Source organism: Flagellimonas myxillae (assembly GCF_023502235.1).
Lineage (GTDB): Bacteria > Bacteroidota > Bacteroidia > Flavobacteriales > Flavobacteriaceae > Flagellimonas > Flagellimonas myxillae.
Window position 1 is genome coordinate 906,410 of sequence record NZ_JAMFLY010000002.1, and the last position, 14,992, is coordinate 921,401.

General features: G+C 44.6%; 9 protein-coding genes. 8 read left to right on the plus strand and 1 reads right to left on the minus strand.

The annotated features are described in order from the left end of the window. The first annotated feature begins 3 nt into the window (after nucleotides 1–3). Together M3P07_RS12460 and M3P07_RS12465 are read left to right on the plus strand one after the other, a co-directional pair. The gene (locus M3P07_RS12460; protein WP_249970240.1) at nucleotides 4–681 is read left to right on the plus strand and encodes a Tat (twin-arginine translocation) pathway signal sequence containing protein; all 678 of its coding nucleotides are present in this window, start codon (nucleotides 4–6) and stop codon (nucleotides 679–681) included. A 12-nt stretch (nucleotides 682–693) separates the two neighbouring features. Further along, nucleotides 694–1,107 (plus strand): DsrE family protein, encoded by a 414-nt coding sequence (locus M3P07_RS12465; RefSeq protein ID WP_249970241.1) that lies wholly within the window; start codon nucleotides 694–696, stop codon nucleotides 1,105–1,107. A gap of 51 nt (nucleotides 1,108–1,158) precedes the next feature. Here the strand turns inward: M3P07_RS12465 and M3P07_RS12470 are convergent, their stop codons facing one another. Next, nucleotides 1,159–1,749: a TetR/AcrR family transcriptional regulator gene (locus M3P07_RS12470; RefSeq protein WP_249970242.1), complete on the minus strand. Its 591-nt coding sequence runs from the start codon at nucleotides 1,747–1,749 to the stop codon at nucleotides 1,159–1,161. Between the two features lie 72 nt (nucleotides 1,750–1,821). On the opposite strand from M3P07_RS12470, the gene M3P07_RS12475 reads away from it, so the two are divergent. The 6 genes from M3P07_RS12475 to sov all read left to right on the plus strand — a co-directional run bounded on the left by M3P07_RS12475 (nucleotide 1,822) and on the right by sov (nucleotide 14,900). Beyond that, nucleotides 1,822–2,265: a cupin domain-containing protein gene (locus M3P07_RS12475; protein WP_249970243.1), complete on the plus strand. Its 444-nt coding sequence runs from the start codon at nucleotides 1,822–1,824 to the stop codon at nucleotides 2,263–2,265. A gap of 53 nt (nucleotides 2,266–2,318) precedes the next feature. Beyond that, nucleotides 2,319–3,239 (plus strand): tRNA epoxyqueuosine(34) reductase QueG, encoded by a 921-nt coding sequence (gene queG, locus M3P07_RS12480; protein ID WP_249970244.1) that lies wholly within the window; start codon nucleotides 2,319–2,321, stop codon nucleotides 3,237–3,239. Between the two features lie 139 nt (nucleotides 3,240–3,378). Next, nucleotides 3,379–4,680, plus strand: coding sequence for an MFS transporter (locus tag M3P07_RS12485; protein ID WP_249970245.1), 1,302 nt, complete (start codon nucleotides 3,379–3,381; stop codon nucleotides 4,678–4,680). Between the two features lie 107 nt (nucleotides 4,681–4,787). Further along, nucleotides 4,788–7,088, plus strand: coding sequence for an NADP-dependent malic enzyme (locus tag M3P07_RS12490; RefSeq protein ID WP_249970246.1), 2,301 nt, complete (start codon nucleotides 4,788–4,790; stop codon nucleotides 7,086–7,088). A gap of 64 nt (nucleotides 7,089–7,152) precedes the next feature. Continuing rightward, nucleotides 7,153–7,734, plus strand: a complete 582-nt coding sequence (gene ruvA, locus M3P07_RS12495) for a Holliday junction branch migration protein RuvA (protein WP_249970247.1) — start codon at nucleotides 7,153–7,155, stop codon at nucleotides 7,732–7,734. A gap of 5 nt (nucleotides 7,735–7,739) precedes the next feature. Next, complete coding sequence (sov, locus tag M3P07_RS12500; protein WP_470299692.1) at nucleotides 7,740–14,900, plus strand: T9SS outer membrane translocon Sov/SprA; 7,161 nt, start codon at nucleotides 7,740–7,742, stop codon at nucleotides 14,898–14,900. The last annotated feature ends 92 nt before the right edge of the window (nucleotides 14,901–14,992 follow it).

Consider the following 14,992-nt stretch of genomic DNA (forward strand, 5'->3'; position numbering starts at 1 on the left):
ACAATGGAAACTAAAAATTCAACAACACGAAGAAAATTTATGGGCGCCCTGATGCTGGGGGCAACTGCCAGTACTTTGCCCATTCTAACCAATCCCGCCTATGCCGCAATGACGGATTTTACAGAGGGTGAAATGGGCGACGCCGAAGCTTGGTTCGACAAGATCAAGGGGTCACACCGGATTGTTTACGATGGGTCGTATCCCCATAAGGGATTTCCCATTATTTGGAACTGGGCCTTTTACCATTCCAACAACGAAACGGGCTCAGCAGATGATGATATCACTGCGATGACCGTACTGCGCCATGATGCAATCCCGATTGCGCTACATGACGACTTGTGGAAAAAGTACAACTTGGGCGAAATGTTCCATGTGAAGAAAGCAGATGGCACAGTATATAACCGAAATCCTTGGTACGAACCCCAAGAAGGGGATTTTCCGTTACCGGTAATCCAAGGAATAAAAGATATGATTGGTAGGGGAGCAATGTTCTGCGTATGCAACTTGGCCATATCTGTGTATAGCAATTTTGCGGCACAGGCCATGGGATTGGATCCCAAAGCAACATACGACGAATGGGTAGCCGCGGTGTTACCGGATATTAAAATAGTTCCTTCAGGGGTGTGGGCTTTGGGCCGTGCCCAGCAAAAAGGATGTGGGTACATATTCGCAGGAGAATAAAAGAAAAGCATCATGAAAAAAGTAATTATAGCAGCTTTGGCCCTGTGTTTGTCCATTGCGGTTCAGGCGCAGGAAGAGCCCATCAAAATAGTTTTTGATGTGACCAGCGAAAACCCTGAGGTCCATAAATCGGCAGCCCGCCACCTCAAATTGATGTCGGAGTCTTACCCAGATTCGGAATTTGAAATGGTAATATATAGCGGAGCCTACAAGATGGTGGACAAGAATACTTCGGTTGCAAGGGAGACCTTGGAAGAGGTGGTAAAAAAGGACAATGTATCCGTGGTGGTCTGCTCCTTCACCCTAAAACGGCAAGAAAAGACCGTCGAGGACCTTATTCCTGGAATCACGACCGTTCCCGATGGTATTTATGAAATTGTAATGAGACAAAAACAAGGGTGGGGTTATATCAAGGAGGTGAAATAGGACCCACGAGCAGTTTCAATTAAAAAAGACCAGGGCCTTGTGTCCTGGTTTTTATTTTGAATGATAGCCCTTAAGTATCATTTCCATACCCCATTGTAAAGCGGCCCGGGTCTGGGCATCGTTAAGGCCGCATACATCCTTGCTGGCAATAACCGATTCAATTCCCATAAACAAAACACAAATACTAATGAATTTTTCTTTCTGCTTTACATCCAGTTTGGGCTCTTTTTGGGCAAATATCTTACGTAAAACGGCTTCCCGGTTTTGACCCCGTTTCAATTTTGGGTCAGTTAAGGTAAGTACGGAACCCAAAAATTTTCGGGATGTATTTTCATTGTCAAGAATAAATTGCAAATACGCCTTTTGAATCCCCAAAATAGCCTCATCGAAGCTTTTGTCCTTAAATCTTTCCAGCAAAATGTCGGTATTGGGAACGTTGAGTTGCAGGACCAACTCCATGGAAAGGGAATCAATGCTGGAATAATATCGGTATATCGTTGCACGAGATATTTGGGCTTTTTCGGCCACATTGTCCATGGTAATGGAAGTCCCTTCCTGTATCAATTGGTTGGCGGCATTCAAAATTCGATTTCGGGTCTCTTGCTTTTGTTTGTGCCTTCCGGTTTGCAAATGATCATTCATGAGACAAATGTCTAATAAAATTTTGATATCAAAAAATTAATCCCTACTATTGTGAGACAAAAATCTCATAAAATGAAAAAATCAGCCAAATGGGTGTTGGGGCATAAGGTGTCTCTACATCCTACTTCTGGGAACTATGATCTTGTGTTTTGTGAAACTCCTCCCGGGGCACAAGGACCACCGCCCCATATTCATTCAAACTATGAGGAATCTTTTTTGATTGTGGAAGGGCAAATGGAGTTTATGGTGGACGGTACAATTATTACGCGTTCCGCCGGAGAATCGATTGACGTTCCCGCGGGAACCTTGCATACCTTCAATAACAAGACGGACAAAGCTTGTTCGTGGATCAACATCCATAGCCCGAAGGGATTCGCCCAATTTTTTGAAACTTTTGGCGTTCCAGAAAACGAGGAACATGCGATTAAAAAATCCGTGCAGCCGGAAGTAATCCAAAAAGTACTCCAGACCGCAGCCAATTTTGACATGCTAATTCCCGCACCCGCCAAGGAATGATATAAAGCGTTTTGTATCTTGGTGTTTTGTTGCAAAGTACCAAGCACCCGCTTTTGAATTCCAAGCAATCATACACGGAATTGATCAAGACCGAAGCCAAGCGCCTCGGTTTTTTATCTTGTGGCATTTCCAAAGCCGACTTTTTGGAAGAAGAGGCCCCCAGATTGGAAAAATGGCTCAATCAGGGGATGCATGGGGAAATGGGCTATATGGAAAACCATTTCGACAAACGGTTGGATCCCACAAAACTGGTAGAAGGCTCCAAATCGGTTATCTCCCTTTTGTTGAATTATTATCCCGCGGAAACTCAGAATCCGGAGGCTCCCAAAATCTCAAAATATGCCTATGGCATGGATTATCACTTTGTGATAAAGGATAAGCTCAAAGCCTTGTTGCATTTTATCCAAGAAGAAATTGGGGATGTCCATGGCCGCGCCTTTGTGGATTCGGCCCCGGTTTTGGATAAGGCCTGGGCCGCCAAGAGTGGTTTGGGATGGATTGGAAAGCATAGCAATCTTTTGACCCAGCAAGTTGGCTCCTTCTATTTTATTGCCGAATTGATTTTGGACTTGGAACTGGAGTACGATGCCCCTACCACAGACCATTGCGGATCCTGTACGGCCTGTATTGATGCCTGCCCCACGGAAGCCATTGTGGAACCCTATGTGGTGGATGGCAGCAAGTGCATTTCCTATTTTACCATAGAGCTTAAAAATGAGATACCCACGGATTTCAAGGGCAAGTTTGATGAGTGGATGTTTGGCTGTGATGTATGTCAGGATGTATGTCCTTGGAACCGCTTTTCCAAGCCCCATCAAGAGCCTTTGTTCAACCCACATCCCGATTTGTTGTCCATGACCAAAAAGGATTGGGAGGAAATTACCGAGGAGGTTTTTAGGGAAGTATTCAGAAAATCGGCGGTAAAACGCACTAAGTTTCAGGGTCTTCAGCGCAACATTGAGTTTTTGAAATAGGGAATTCCAAAATTTCAAACGTTTTCGTTCCTAAATTTTCAATTTTACCCTCGCTATTTTGCCAATCAACTATGGAAAGTGCTATATTCATGGAATTGAACAAGCAGGTAAACACCTATTGAAATAAATCTTTTCAGGTATGGGCACGATTACAAAACCCCGATTGAGTTTTTGGCAGATATGGAATATGAATGTTGGATTTCTAGGGATCCAATATAGTTTTGGTCTTCAACAAACGGCAATCAATCCCATTTTCCTTTTTTTGGGTGCTGCGGAGGAAATGTTGCCCATTCTTAATATTGCAGGTCCAGTAACTGGTTTGATTGTGCAACCGATAATAGGTGCAATTTCCGATAAAACCTGGTCTCCGAGATGGGGTAGAAGAAAGCCCTTTTTTCTCATTGGGGCAATAATGGGTAGTTTGTGTCTGTTTGCCTTCCCATTAAGTCCTGCACTATGGTTTGCTGTTGGTTTGCTCTGGATTCTGGATGTGGGCAATAATATGGCCATGGAACCCTACCGTGCATTTGTTGGGGATAAATTGCCCGATAGCCAATTGAGCATTGGGTACCAGATGCAGAGTTTGTTTGTTGGCGCGGGGATTTTACTGGCAAATGCCTCCATTTTTGTATTTCAATCTTGGTTTGGAGGAGGAGAAGAAACTTCAGGGTCTATTCCTACTTGGTTGTATTATTCGTTTTTTATTGGTTCTTTTCTATCCATTGCTACCATCTTATGGTCTGTTTTAAAAACCCCGGAAATACCTCCCTCAGAAGAAGAGTTAAACGAAATAAACCGGCATAAGGGGCTTCCATTTATTGAACGGTTCAAAATGCCATTTAAGGAAATTAGTGAGGCCGTGAAGGATATGCCGAAATTTATGTGGCGACTTTCCGCAGTATACCTTTTTCAATGGTATGCCCTATTTGTTTATTGGCAATTTATAACACCATTGTTCAGGGCCACCATGGGCTACGATACTTCCCAGGCGGCAGCACAGGCGGCTAAAATGAGTACAACTTATAATGTTGTGACAGCAGTGGTGGCACTTATTTTGGTCCCTTTGACCGTAAAATATGGGGGCAAGAAAATTTATGCCATCAGTTTAGTGGGAACCGGACTAGCGCTTTTTGCCATTCCAAATATAACAGACCCAGTCACGGTACTCTTCCCAATGATACTGTTTGGAATTGGATGGGCGGCCATGATGGGGATTCCCTATAGCATGGTTTCCAAAATAGTTCCACAGGAACGAAGAGGGGTTTATATGGGCATACTGAACATGATGATCGTAATCCCAATGGGAATACAGACCTTGAGCTTTGGCCCCATTTTTAAAAATTTATTGGGCGCAAATTCAGTGAACGCCATGCTATTTGCTGGAACTTGTTTCATAATTGCAGCCATATTGGCAATGCGTCTCAACGTCAAGAAGGACTAAGTTTTTTCAAGAAACCGCTGCCGCAATTCACCCACAGGGAAAAGGAGGCCTATTTTATATAGGTTTTCTGATGGAATGCCATAAATTTACCCCTTCAAACTTTAGGTATGAGCAAAAAAAAACACAGGAGGGAAGCTCTATTATATCACGCTAAGCCCCAACCCGGAAAAATTAAGGTTGTTCCCACAAAACCTTATGCCACACAACGCGATTTGGCCTTGGCCTATTCCCCAGGTGTGGCCGAACCCTGTTTGGAAATTGAAAAGAACAAGGATGACGTTTACCGCTACACGGCTAAAGGCAATATTGTTGCGGTAATTTCCAATGGAACAGCGGTTTTGGGATTGGGAAATATTGGCCCGGAGGCTTCCAAGCCTGTAATGGAGGGAAAAAGTCTACTCTTTAAGATTTTTGCTGATATCGACGGTATCGATATTGAATTGGATACGGAGGATGTAGAGAAGTTTATCGAAACCGTAAAGACCATAGCGCCCACTTTTGGGGGTATCAACTTGGAGGATATCAAAGCTCCGGAGGCCTTTGAAATAGAAAGGCGCCTAAAGGAGGAATTGGATATCCCAGTGATGCATGATGACCAACATGGCACTGCTATTATTTCTGCGGCCGCTTTGTTGAATGCCCTGGAAATCACCCACAAAAAAATTGACGAGGTAAAGATCGTAGTTAGCGGGGCCGGTGCTGCCGCTGTATCTTGTACCCGCTTGTATAAGGCCTTTGGTGCTAGTGCGGAAAACATTGTGATGTTGGATAGCAAAGGGGTTATCCGTAAGGACAGGGAAAACCTGTCCCAGGAAAAGATGGAATTTGCCACAGCCAGAAAAATTGACACGCTGGAAGAGGCCATGAAGGACGCAGATGTCTTTATTGGATTGTCCATCGCCAATATCCTTAGCGCCGAAATGTTGAGCTCTATGGCGAAAGACCCCATTGTTTTTGCAATGGCAAATCCCGATCCTGAGATAGAGTATGGTCTTGCCTGTAGCACAAGAAAAGACATTATTATGGCCACTGGGCGTTCGGACCATCCCAATCAGGTGAACAATGTTCTTGGGTTCCCGTTTATATTTCGAGGGGCATTGGATGTAAGGGCGACTAAGATAAATGAAGAGATGAAAATGGCAGCGGTTCGTGCCTTGGCCGATTTAACACGTGAACCGGTTCCTGAGCAGGTGAACATTGCCTACGATACAACACGCCTGGCCTTTGGGAAGGATTACATTATTCCCAAACCCTTTGACCCCAGATTGATCACCAAGATTCCACCAGCGGTTGCCAAGGCGGCAATGGAAAGTGGCGTTGCCAAGGCCCCAATCCAGGATTGGAAAAAATACGAGGAGGAACTTTACCAACGTTCCGGCAACGATAACAAGGCAGTGCGATTGATGCACAACCGGGCACGGGTTAACCCAAAACGCATTGTTTTTGCGGAAGCCGAACTTTTGGATGTGATGAAGGCCGCTCAGATCGTTCATGAGGAAGGTATTGCCATTCCGATTTTGCTAGGGAATAGGGAGATCATCGAAGGATTAAAAAAAGAATTGGATTTTGATGCAGAAGTTGAGATCATCGATCCAAGGTCTGATGAGTCCAAGGAAATAAGAACGCGCTATGCCATGAAGCTCTGGGAATCCAGAAAGCGAAAAGGCGAGACCCAATATAGTGCCCGTATCAATATGGGCAAGCGAAACTATTTTGGGGCCATGATGCTCTTGGAAGGTGATGCCGATGGGATGATATCCGGGTATTCCAGGGCCTATCCCAAGGTCTTAAAACCTGTGTTTGAAGTATTGGGACGCGCTAAAGGAGTGAAAAATGCTTCGACGGTCAATATCATGATCACCGACCGGGGCCCTTTATTTTTGGCGGATACCTCCATCAATGTGGATCCCAATGCCGAGGAATTGGCAGAAATAGCGCTAATGACTGCGAATGTGGCCAGTACATTTGGTTTCAATCCGGTGACCGCTTTGTTGTCTTATGCCAACTATGGTTCATCCAGCCACCCCAATGCCCAAAAAGTGAGGGAGGCCGTTCGAATTTTGCATGAAAACAATCCTGACTTAGTGGTTGATGGCGAGATTCAGACCGATTTTGCCCTTGATCAGGAATTGTGCCATAACAATTTCCCATTTTCCAAATTGGCCGGGAAAAAGGTAAATACGCTTATTTTTCCAAACCTCGATTCAGCAAACATTACGTACAAGCTTTTAAAGGGACTTCATAATGCGGAATCCATTGGCCCGATCATGGTAGGTTTGCGAAGGGCAGCGCATATTTTGCAGCTGGGAGCCAGCGTTGATGAGATGGTGAATATGGCCGCTGTTGCCGTAATTGATGCCCAAGAGCGTGAAAAACGAAAAAAGGCCCATATGCATTCGGAAGAATAAAATGCCTAAATTCCCAAAGCCAAACTCTAAAGGTCGAATAATCCAATAATCCAACTATTTAGGAATGATTACCCATTTATCCGGAAAACTGGTCGAAAAAAATCCAACTTATGTTATTGTTGAATGCAACGGGGTAGGTTATTTTTTGAATATTTCCCTTCATACGTTTTCACTGATAAAGGATGAAGAAAGCATTCGACTTTTTACCCATTTGCAGGTCAAAGAGGACTCCCATACCCTTTTTGGATTTGTGGAAAAAGCGGAGCGCGAAATATTTCGTCTTTTGATATCTGTTTCCGGTATTGGGGCAAGCACTGCACGGACGATGTTGTCCTCTCTTTCCCCTACCCAAGTTCGGGATGCCATAGCCAATGGAGATGTCCCTTCCATACAGGCAATCAAGGGGATAGGGGCCAAAACTGCCCAACGGGTTATTTTGGATTTAAAAGACAAGATTTTAAAAGTCTACGATATAGGAGAAGTTTCCCTTCAATGGAACAATACTAGCAAAGAAGAAGCGTTATCTGCTTTAGAGGTTCTTGGTTTTGTCAGAAGGCAATCGGAAAAGGTTGTCGACAAGGTACTGGCCGAGGATTCTACGTTAAGCGTTGAGGACATTATTAAACTGGCGCTGAAAAATTTGTAACTAGTTTGAAAAGAGGGGCAAAACCGATGCTTAGATCGAATAGATTTAAGTACTTTTTCTTTTATATATGTTTTCTGATGGCCGCTACCACCATGGGCCAGGAAACTACCGAGCAGGTACAGGACTCCGTTAAAACGGGTGTTGCCCTTGGTAGGCTCATATTGGAAAACCCCAATAGCATTATAGCCAAGTACACTTACGACCCCAACCTGGACCGGTATATCTATACGGAGAGTGTTGGCGATTTTGATATTTCACACCCCATCATCCTCACTCCAGATCAGTATTTCGATTTGGTCCGAAAGGAGCAGATGAAGTCTTACTTTAAGGAAAAAATAGACGCCTTTTCAGGAAAAAAGGAGGGAGCTGAAGAAGCCCGTCGAAATTTGCTTCCGAATTTCTATGTCAACAGCAATTTCTTTGAATCCATATTTGGCGGAAATACAATTGAAGTGATTCCGCAAGGTTCTGTGGCCATGGACCTCGGGATTTTATGGCAGAAGAACGACAATCCCGCACTTTCCCCTAGAAATAGGACCAATCTCTCGTTCGACTTTGATCAGCGGATCAGTTTAAGTCTTTTGGGTAAGGTGGGGGAGCGGCTCCAAGTAACCGCAAACTACGATACGGAAGCTGTATTCGATTTTCAGAACCTGGTAAAACTGGATTATACGCCAACTGAGGACGATATACTTAGAAAAATTGAAGTAGGTAATGTAAACATGCCCCTCAATAGTTCACTGATTACCGGTGCCCAAAGTCTTTTTGGGGTAAAAACACAGCTTCAGTTTGGAAAAACCTCGGTCACCGCCGTGTTCTCCGAACAACGCTCCCAGAACAACACCGTAGTTGCCCAAGGTGGAGGTACACTAAATGAATTTTCGTTGACCGCCTTGGACTATGATGAGGACAAGCACTTTTTCTTGGCCCAGTATTTTAGGGACAACTACGATCGCGCACTCGCCAACTACCCCTTTATAAGAAGTGAAGTACAAATAACCCGTTTGGAAGTCTGGGTAACCAATCGGAACCAACAAACCTTGAACGTAAGGAATGTGGTGGCGATTCAGGATTTGGGAGAGTCGGAAACGGGCCAAAACGGGAATGAAAAAACCAGGATTGGATTGGAAGGTGGCGCCCCCGCAGGCTTTTTTAATCTTTTTGGAAACAATGTGCCCCCACAGAACGGGGCAAACGACTTTGATCCAAACCAAATTGGAACCGGTGCCCTTACCGATGCCATCCGTGATATTGCTACTGTGGAGCAGGGATTCAATGTTCCCGGATATCCAGTAAACCAAGGATTTGATTATGCCATTCTTGAAAATGCAAGAAAGTTGGATCCAGTTAGGGACTATCAATTTGATTCACAATTGGGATATATCTCCCTTAATCAACGGTTGAGCAATGATGAGGTGTTGGGAGTTGCTTTTCAATACACCATTGGCGACCAGGTATACCAAGTTGGGGAATTTGCCAACGGTGGAGTTGATGCGACAACCGTAACCGGAGGTGTAAACCCGATTATCGAGAACAATACCCTTATACTAAAACTACTCAAGAGTAATATCACCAACGTGGAAGATCCCATTTGGGATTTGATGATGAAGAACATTTATGCCACTGGTGCATTTCAGTTGAGCCAAGAAGATTTTAAACTAAATATCCTCTATTCGGACCCTACACCGAGAAACTACATAACCCCTGTAGACCCCAATGCGGGTTGGCCGACAGGCTTGGAGGAACGTATCCTTATTGATGTGTTCAATTTGGACCGTTTGAACATTTATAACGATGTGCAGCCGGGAGGGGATGGTTTCTTCGATTATGTCCCTGGAATTACGGTGGATACCCAGAGTGGGCGAATCATTTTTACCAAGGTCGAACCCTTTGGGCAATTTTTGTTCAACGAATTGGGCGGTGGTACCTATGATGTGGAAAACGACCAAGGATATAACGTAAATCAGCAGCGTTATGTATTTAGGAACATGTACGCCAAGACCAAGGCAGCCTCGCTTCAGGATGCAGAAAAGAATAGGTTCCAAATAAAAGGTCAATATAAATCTGAAGGAAACAATGGGATTCCCATTGGGGCGTTCAATGTGCCTCGAGGTTCGGTACGGGTAACAGCAGGAGGAAGACAGCTTCAGGAGGGCATAGATTATACAGTGAATTACCAAGCAGGTACGGTCCAGATTTTGGACCCGAGCTTGGCAGCCTCCAATACTCCCATCAATATATCTGTGGAAAACAATGCCGTTTTTGGACAGCAGACCAGAAGATTTACCGGGGTAAATGTAGAGCACAAATTCAATGAAAAATTTGTATTGGGAGGTACGGTTCTCAATCTCAATGAGCGACCGCTTACCCAAAAATCCAATTTTGGGGTGGAACCCGTGAACAATACGATTTTCGGCCTAAATGGAAATTTCAGTACCGAGCTTCCGTTCTTGACCCGATTAGCGAACAAGTTACCGAACATTGACACTGATGTGCCTTCCAACCTGTCCTTACGGGGAGAGGTGGCCTTTTTGAAGCCCAATTCACCAAAAAATGCAGATTTTCAGGGGGAAACCACCACCTACTTGGATGATTTTGAAGGCGCGCAAGCTTTAATTGATATACGCTCCAGCTTGGGTTGGACCTTGGCGAGTCCGCCAGTGGAATTTTTGCAGGATAGAACGGATATCGATGTTGGTTACGAAAGGGCCAAAATGGCTTGGTATACCATCGACCCCATATTTTATACCAACCAAAGACCATCTGGAATTTCTGACAATGATATCTCCTTGAACACCACCAGAAGGGTTTTTATCAACGAAATATTTACCGAGACCGACATCGCCCAAGGGCAGACACAGGTGCAAGGTACCTTGGATTTGGTTTATTATCCCAACAACAAGGGGCCTTACAATGCAAACCCCAATTTTGAAACAGAGGCGCCCGGGAATAAATGGGCCGGGATCATGCGTCCGTTGAGCAGTACCAACTTTGAGCAATCGAATGTGGAGTTTGTGCAGTTCTGGGTGCTGGACCCTTATTTTGATGGGGAAACCACGGATGCCAACGTCGGGGAATTGGTAATCAACCTTGGAAATATCTCTGAAGATATCTTGAAGGATGGCCGGAAACAATATGAAAATGGACTGCCGGCAAGCACCAATAATGAAATCCCAAGGACCACTATTTGGGGGCAAGTACCTTCAACGCAATCCTTGGTTTATGCCTTTGATGCGGATGAAAACAATCGAACCTTACAAGATGTGGGGCTGGATGGTCTGAATGATACGGATGAAGTATCAATATACAACGGGCCTAGTGAAGACCCTGCCTTGGACAATTATCAGTATTATCTCAATAGGGATGGAAGTATTTTGGAACGCTATTTTGATTTCAACAATCCAGATGGGAACTCACCCGTGGCGGTAACCAATACCAACCGTGGGTCCACCACACTTCCAGATGTTGAGGATATAGACCGTGACCTTACTATGAACACGGTGAATAGTTATTTCGAATATAGAATCCAGATCAGACCCAATACTACAATCAATGATCAGTACGTGACCGATATTCGCCAAGGATCAACACCGGATCTTCCAAATGGAACCCAGTTAAACCGAAGATGGATCCAGTATAAGATTCCTTTGAATGATATTTGTAATGATTGTAGGATTGGAGGGATTCAGGATTTCCGCTCCATGAGTTTTATGCGGATGTACATGACTGGATTTACGGATGACATTGTACTTCGTTTTGCTACTTTGGATTTGGTCCGCGGGGATTGGAGAACATATACCAACTCTTTGGAATCCAACAATGATGACCCTTCCGATGATGACACGATAATTGATGTGAACACGGTGAACATTGAGGAGAATTTTGGCCGACAGCCCATTCCCTATGTCTTGCCTCCTGGGGTGGTTAGGGAACAATTGAACAATAACAACACCATTATCCGTCAGAACGAGCAATCCTTATCGTTTGTTGTGGAAAACCTACAGCCAGAGGATTCAAGAGGGGTGTTTAAAAACGTGAACATTGATGTTAGGCAGTACGAGCGTATTAAAATGTTCATGCACGCAGAAAAAATCTTGAATGCGGATTACTCTGATGCCGATACCCCCTTAGTTGGTTTCCTTCGGATTGGAACGGACTTTTCGGAAAACTTTTACCAGATAGAACTTCCGCTGCAATTCACACCCTTTAACGTTACATCGGCCGATGAAATTTGGCCAGATGTAAACCAAATTAATATTGCCCTAAGTGATTTGAACAAGGTGAAATCCAGGGGAATAGCGGAACAGACCTTAAATGAAATCAACTACTACGAAATTGTCGATGGTGAAGCAGTTCCTGTGGACGAGTTTGCCACTCATAACCTAGGAACCCTACGAATCGGAATCAAGGGTAATCCTTCCTTGGGTAGTATCCGTGGGATGATGGTCGGTATTAAGAACGTTGATGAATTCCCGGCACGAGGTGAAGTTTGGTTCAACGAACTTCGATTGGCCGGACTCGACAACAATGGGGGCTGGGCAGCGATTGCCGCCTTGGACGCCAACATGGCCGATTTCGCGAATGTTACTGCTACGGGCAGCAAAAGCACCTCAGGTTTTGGTTCAATTGATCAAATGCCCAATGAACGTTCCAGGGAAGATGCTGTTTCTTACGATGTGGTTACGAATGTGAACGTAGGCCAACTGCTTCCCCAAAAATGGGGGGTGCAAATCCCTTTCAACTATGGGATATCCGAAACGCTGATCACCCCGGAGTTTGATCCTGTATATGACGATTTAAAACTGGACGACCGAATCGCAGCAGCCCCAGAAACTTCCACAGATGGAACACCAACAAAAGATGAAATAAGGGAACAGGCCGAGGACTATACCAAAAGGAGAAGTATCAATTTAATTGGGGTTCGCAAGAACCGTGGGCCAGAGGCCAAGGAAAATTTCTTCGATGTGGAGAACTTTACCTTCAATTACTCCTACAACGAAACCAACCATAGGGATTTTGAAGTGGCCGAGCTAAGGGATCAAAATGTGACCACGGGCTTTGTGTACAACCACAATTTTAAGCCTGCCCCACTTGCGCCTTTTGCCAAAAACGATTCCCTGTTGGTCGGCAAATATTGGCAATGGCTCAAAGAGCTCAATTTTAATCTGTTGCCTACTAGTTTATCGGTGAATGCCAATTACAACCGTTCGTTCAACCAGCAGCGCTTTAGGGATGTTTTGGAGCCGGGGGTAGATGCGTTGGCGTTACCGCTTTTGCAACAACGAAATTATCTGTTCAACTGGCAGTACACCTTGAATTACAGTATCAGCAAATCCCTGCGATTGAACCTTACGGGGTCCAACAACAATATTGTCCGTAACTATTTCAATATGGATGATGACCCCGATTCAGGAATTAATGAAACCTTGGATCTATGGGATGGGTTTTTCGATATCGGGGAGCCCAATCGACATCAGCAAAACATGCAGTTGAACTATGATCTGCCGTTCAACAAGTTTCCGTTCCTGAATTTCATCAATGCCCAATACAGCTATACGAGTAATTTTGATTGGCAAAGGGGAGGGGATGCCTTGGCCGAGGTGGCGCAAGAAGCCCTGAATGATCCAAATGCCCAAATCAACACGGTTCAGAATGCCAGTACCCATAATTTGACCGCCAATTTGAGCATGCAACGTTTGTATGACTTTTTGGGCCTAAAGAAACGGGATGGAAAAGTTACGGCTGCCGAGGTCCGTCAACGAAGGGACAAGGCCGGAAATCCCGCTTCTGGGGATACTGACGAAAAACCGCCCAAGAAAACTGGCAAGGGCTTCAATACCTTGGTGGATTTCCTAACCATGGTAAAGCGGGTCAATGTAAATTACGGCAGAAACAGCGGAACGGTGCTTCCGGGATATACCCAATCCATAGGTTTTATTGGTACCACAAGGCCGACTTTGGGCTTTGTTTTTGGAAGCCAGTCCGATATACGGTTCGAAGCGGCCCGAAGAGGTTGGTTAACCAACTTTTCCGAGTTCAATTCCCAATACATGAGGAACACCAACCGTCAACTTAACATTACGGCGACGGCCCAACCCACCCAAGATTTGACCATAGACTTGTCTGCCGATCGTTTGTTGACCACCAGTTCACAAGAAAACTATAGTCCGGATGACTGGATTAATGGAGCATCTGGTTTAGTCAATTCATTAGGGAACTTTAGTATTTCAACCATGATGATTGGAACAATTTTTAACAAGAGCGATGAATTTGATTCCAAGACATTTGAGCAATTTAAAGCAAATCGAATCACCATAGCCAATAGGTTGGTATCCGATAGAAACAAAAACCCAGGAACCCCTGATGCGGATGGTTTTCCACAGCCTTATGGTAAAACCCAACAGGAGGTTTTGCTACCGGCCTTTTTTGCGGCCTATACAGGGCAGGATGCGAACCGGGTAAACCTGGATACCTATCGGGAAATTCCTATTCCCAACTGGAATGTGAAGTACACCGGACTTATGAAGAACCGTTGGTTCAAGAAGAAATTCAAGCGTTTTTCATTGAGTCATGGGTATCGTGCGTCTTATAGCGTCAATTCCATCCAACGAAACTTAGAGAGGGAAAACACTCTTACCGATCCTGAAACTGATGACCTTTTACCAGAAGATATTATTAGCAATGTGGTGCTGAACGATGAGTTCAATCCATTGGTCAGGGTAGATTTTGAAATGAAAAATTCCTTTAGCTTTTTGGCCGAAGTACGGACGGATAGGGTGCTTACCTTGAGCTTCGACAACAATCTGATGACCGAGATCAACGGAAAGGAATATACCTTGGGCTTGGGGTACCGATTCAAGGATGTGAAGTTTGTGACCAACATTGGAGGGGAGCGAACGCGCCTTAAAGGAGATTTGAACCTGAAGGCGGATCTATCCCTACGGGACAACATCACCATCATCCGAAATTTGGATATCGACAACAACCAGATTACTTCCGGTCAAAAATTGGCATCACTAAAATTTACCGCGGATTATGCCCTTAGCAAGAGTTTGAACGCCCTGTTCTTCTACGATCATTCCTTTTCCAAATTTGCGGTTTCCACTGCGTTTCCCCAGACCACCATCAATACCGGATTCACTCTTCGATATAACTTTGGCAACTAAAAAATTATCGTTTGTAACAACGGATAATTTTGTTGCATGGATTTTTTGAAAAGCAATATCTGATCCGTTACATTTGTCACTGGACTAAAACA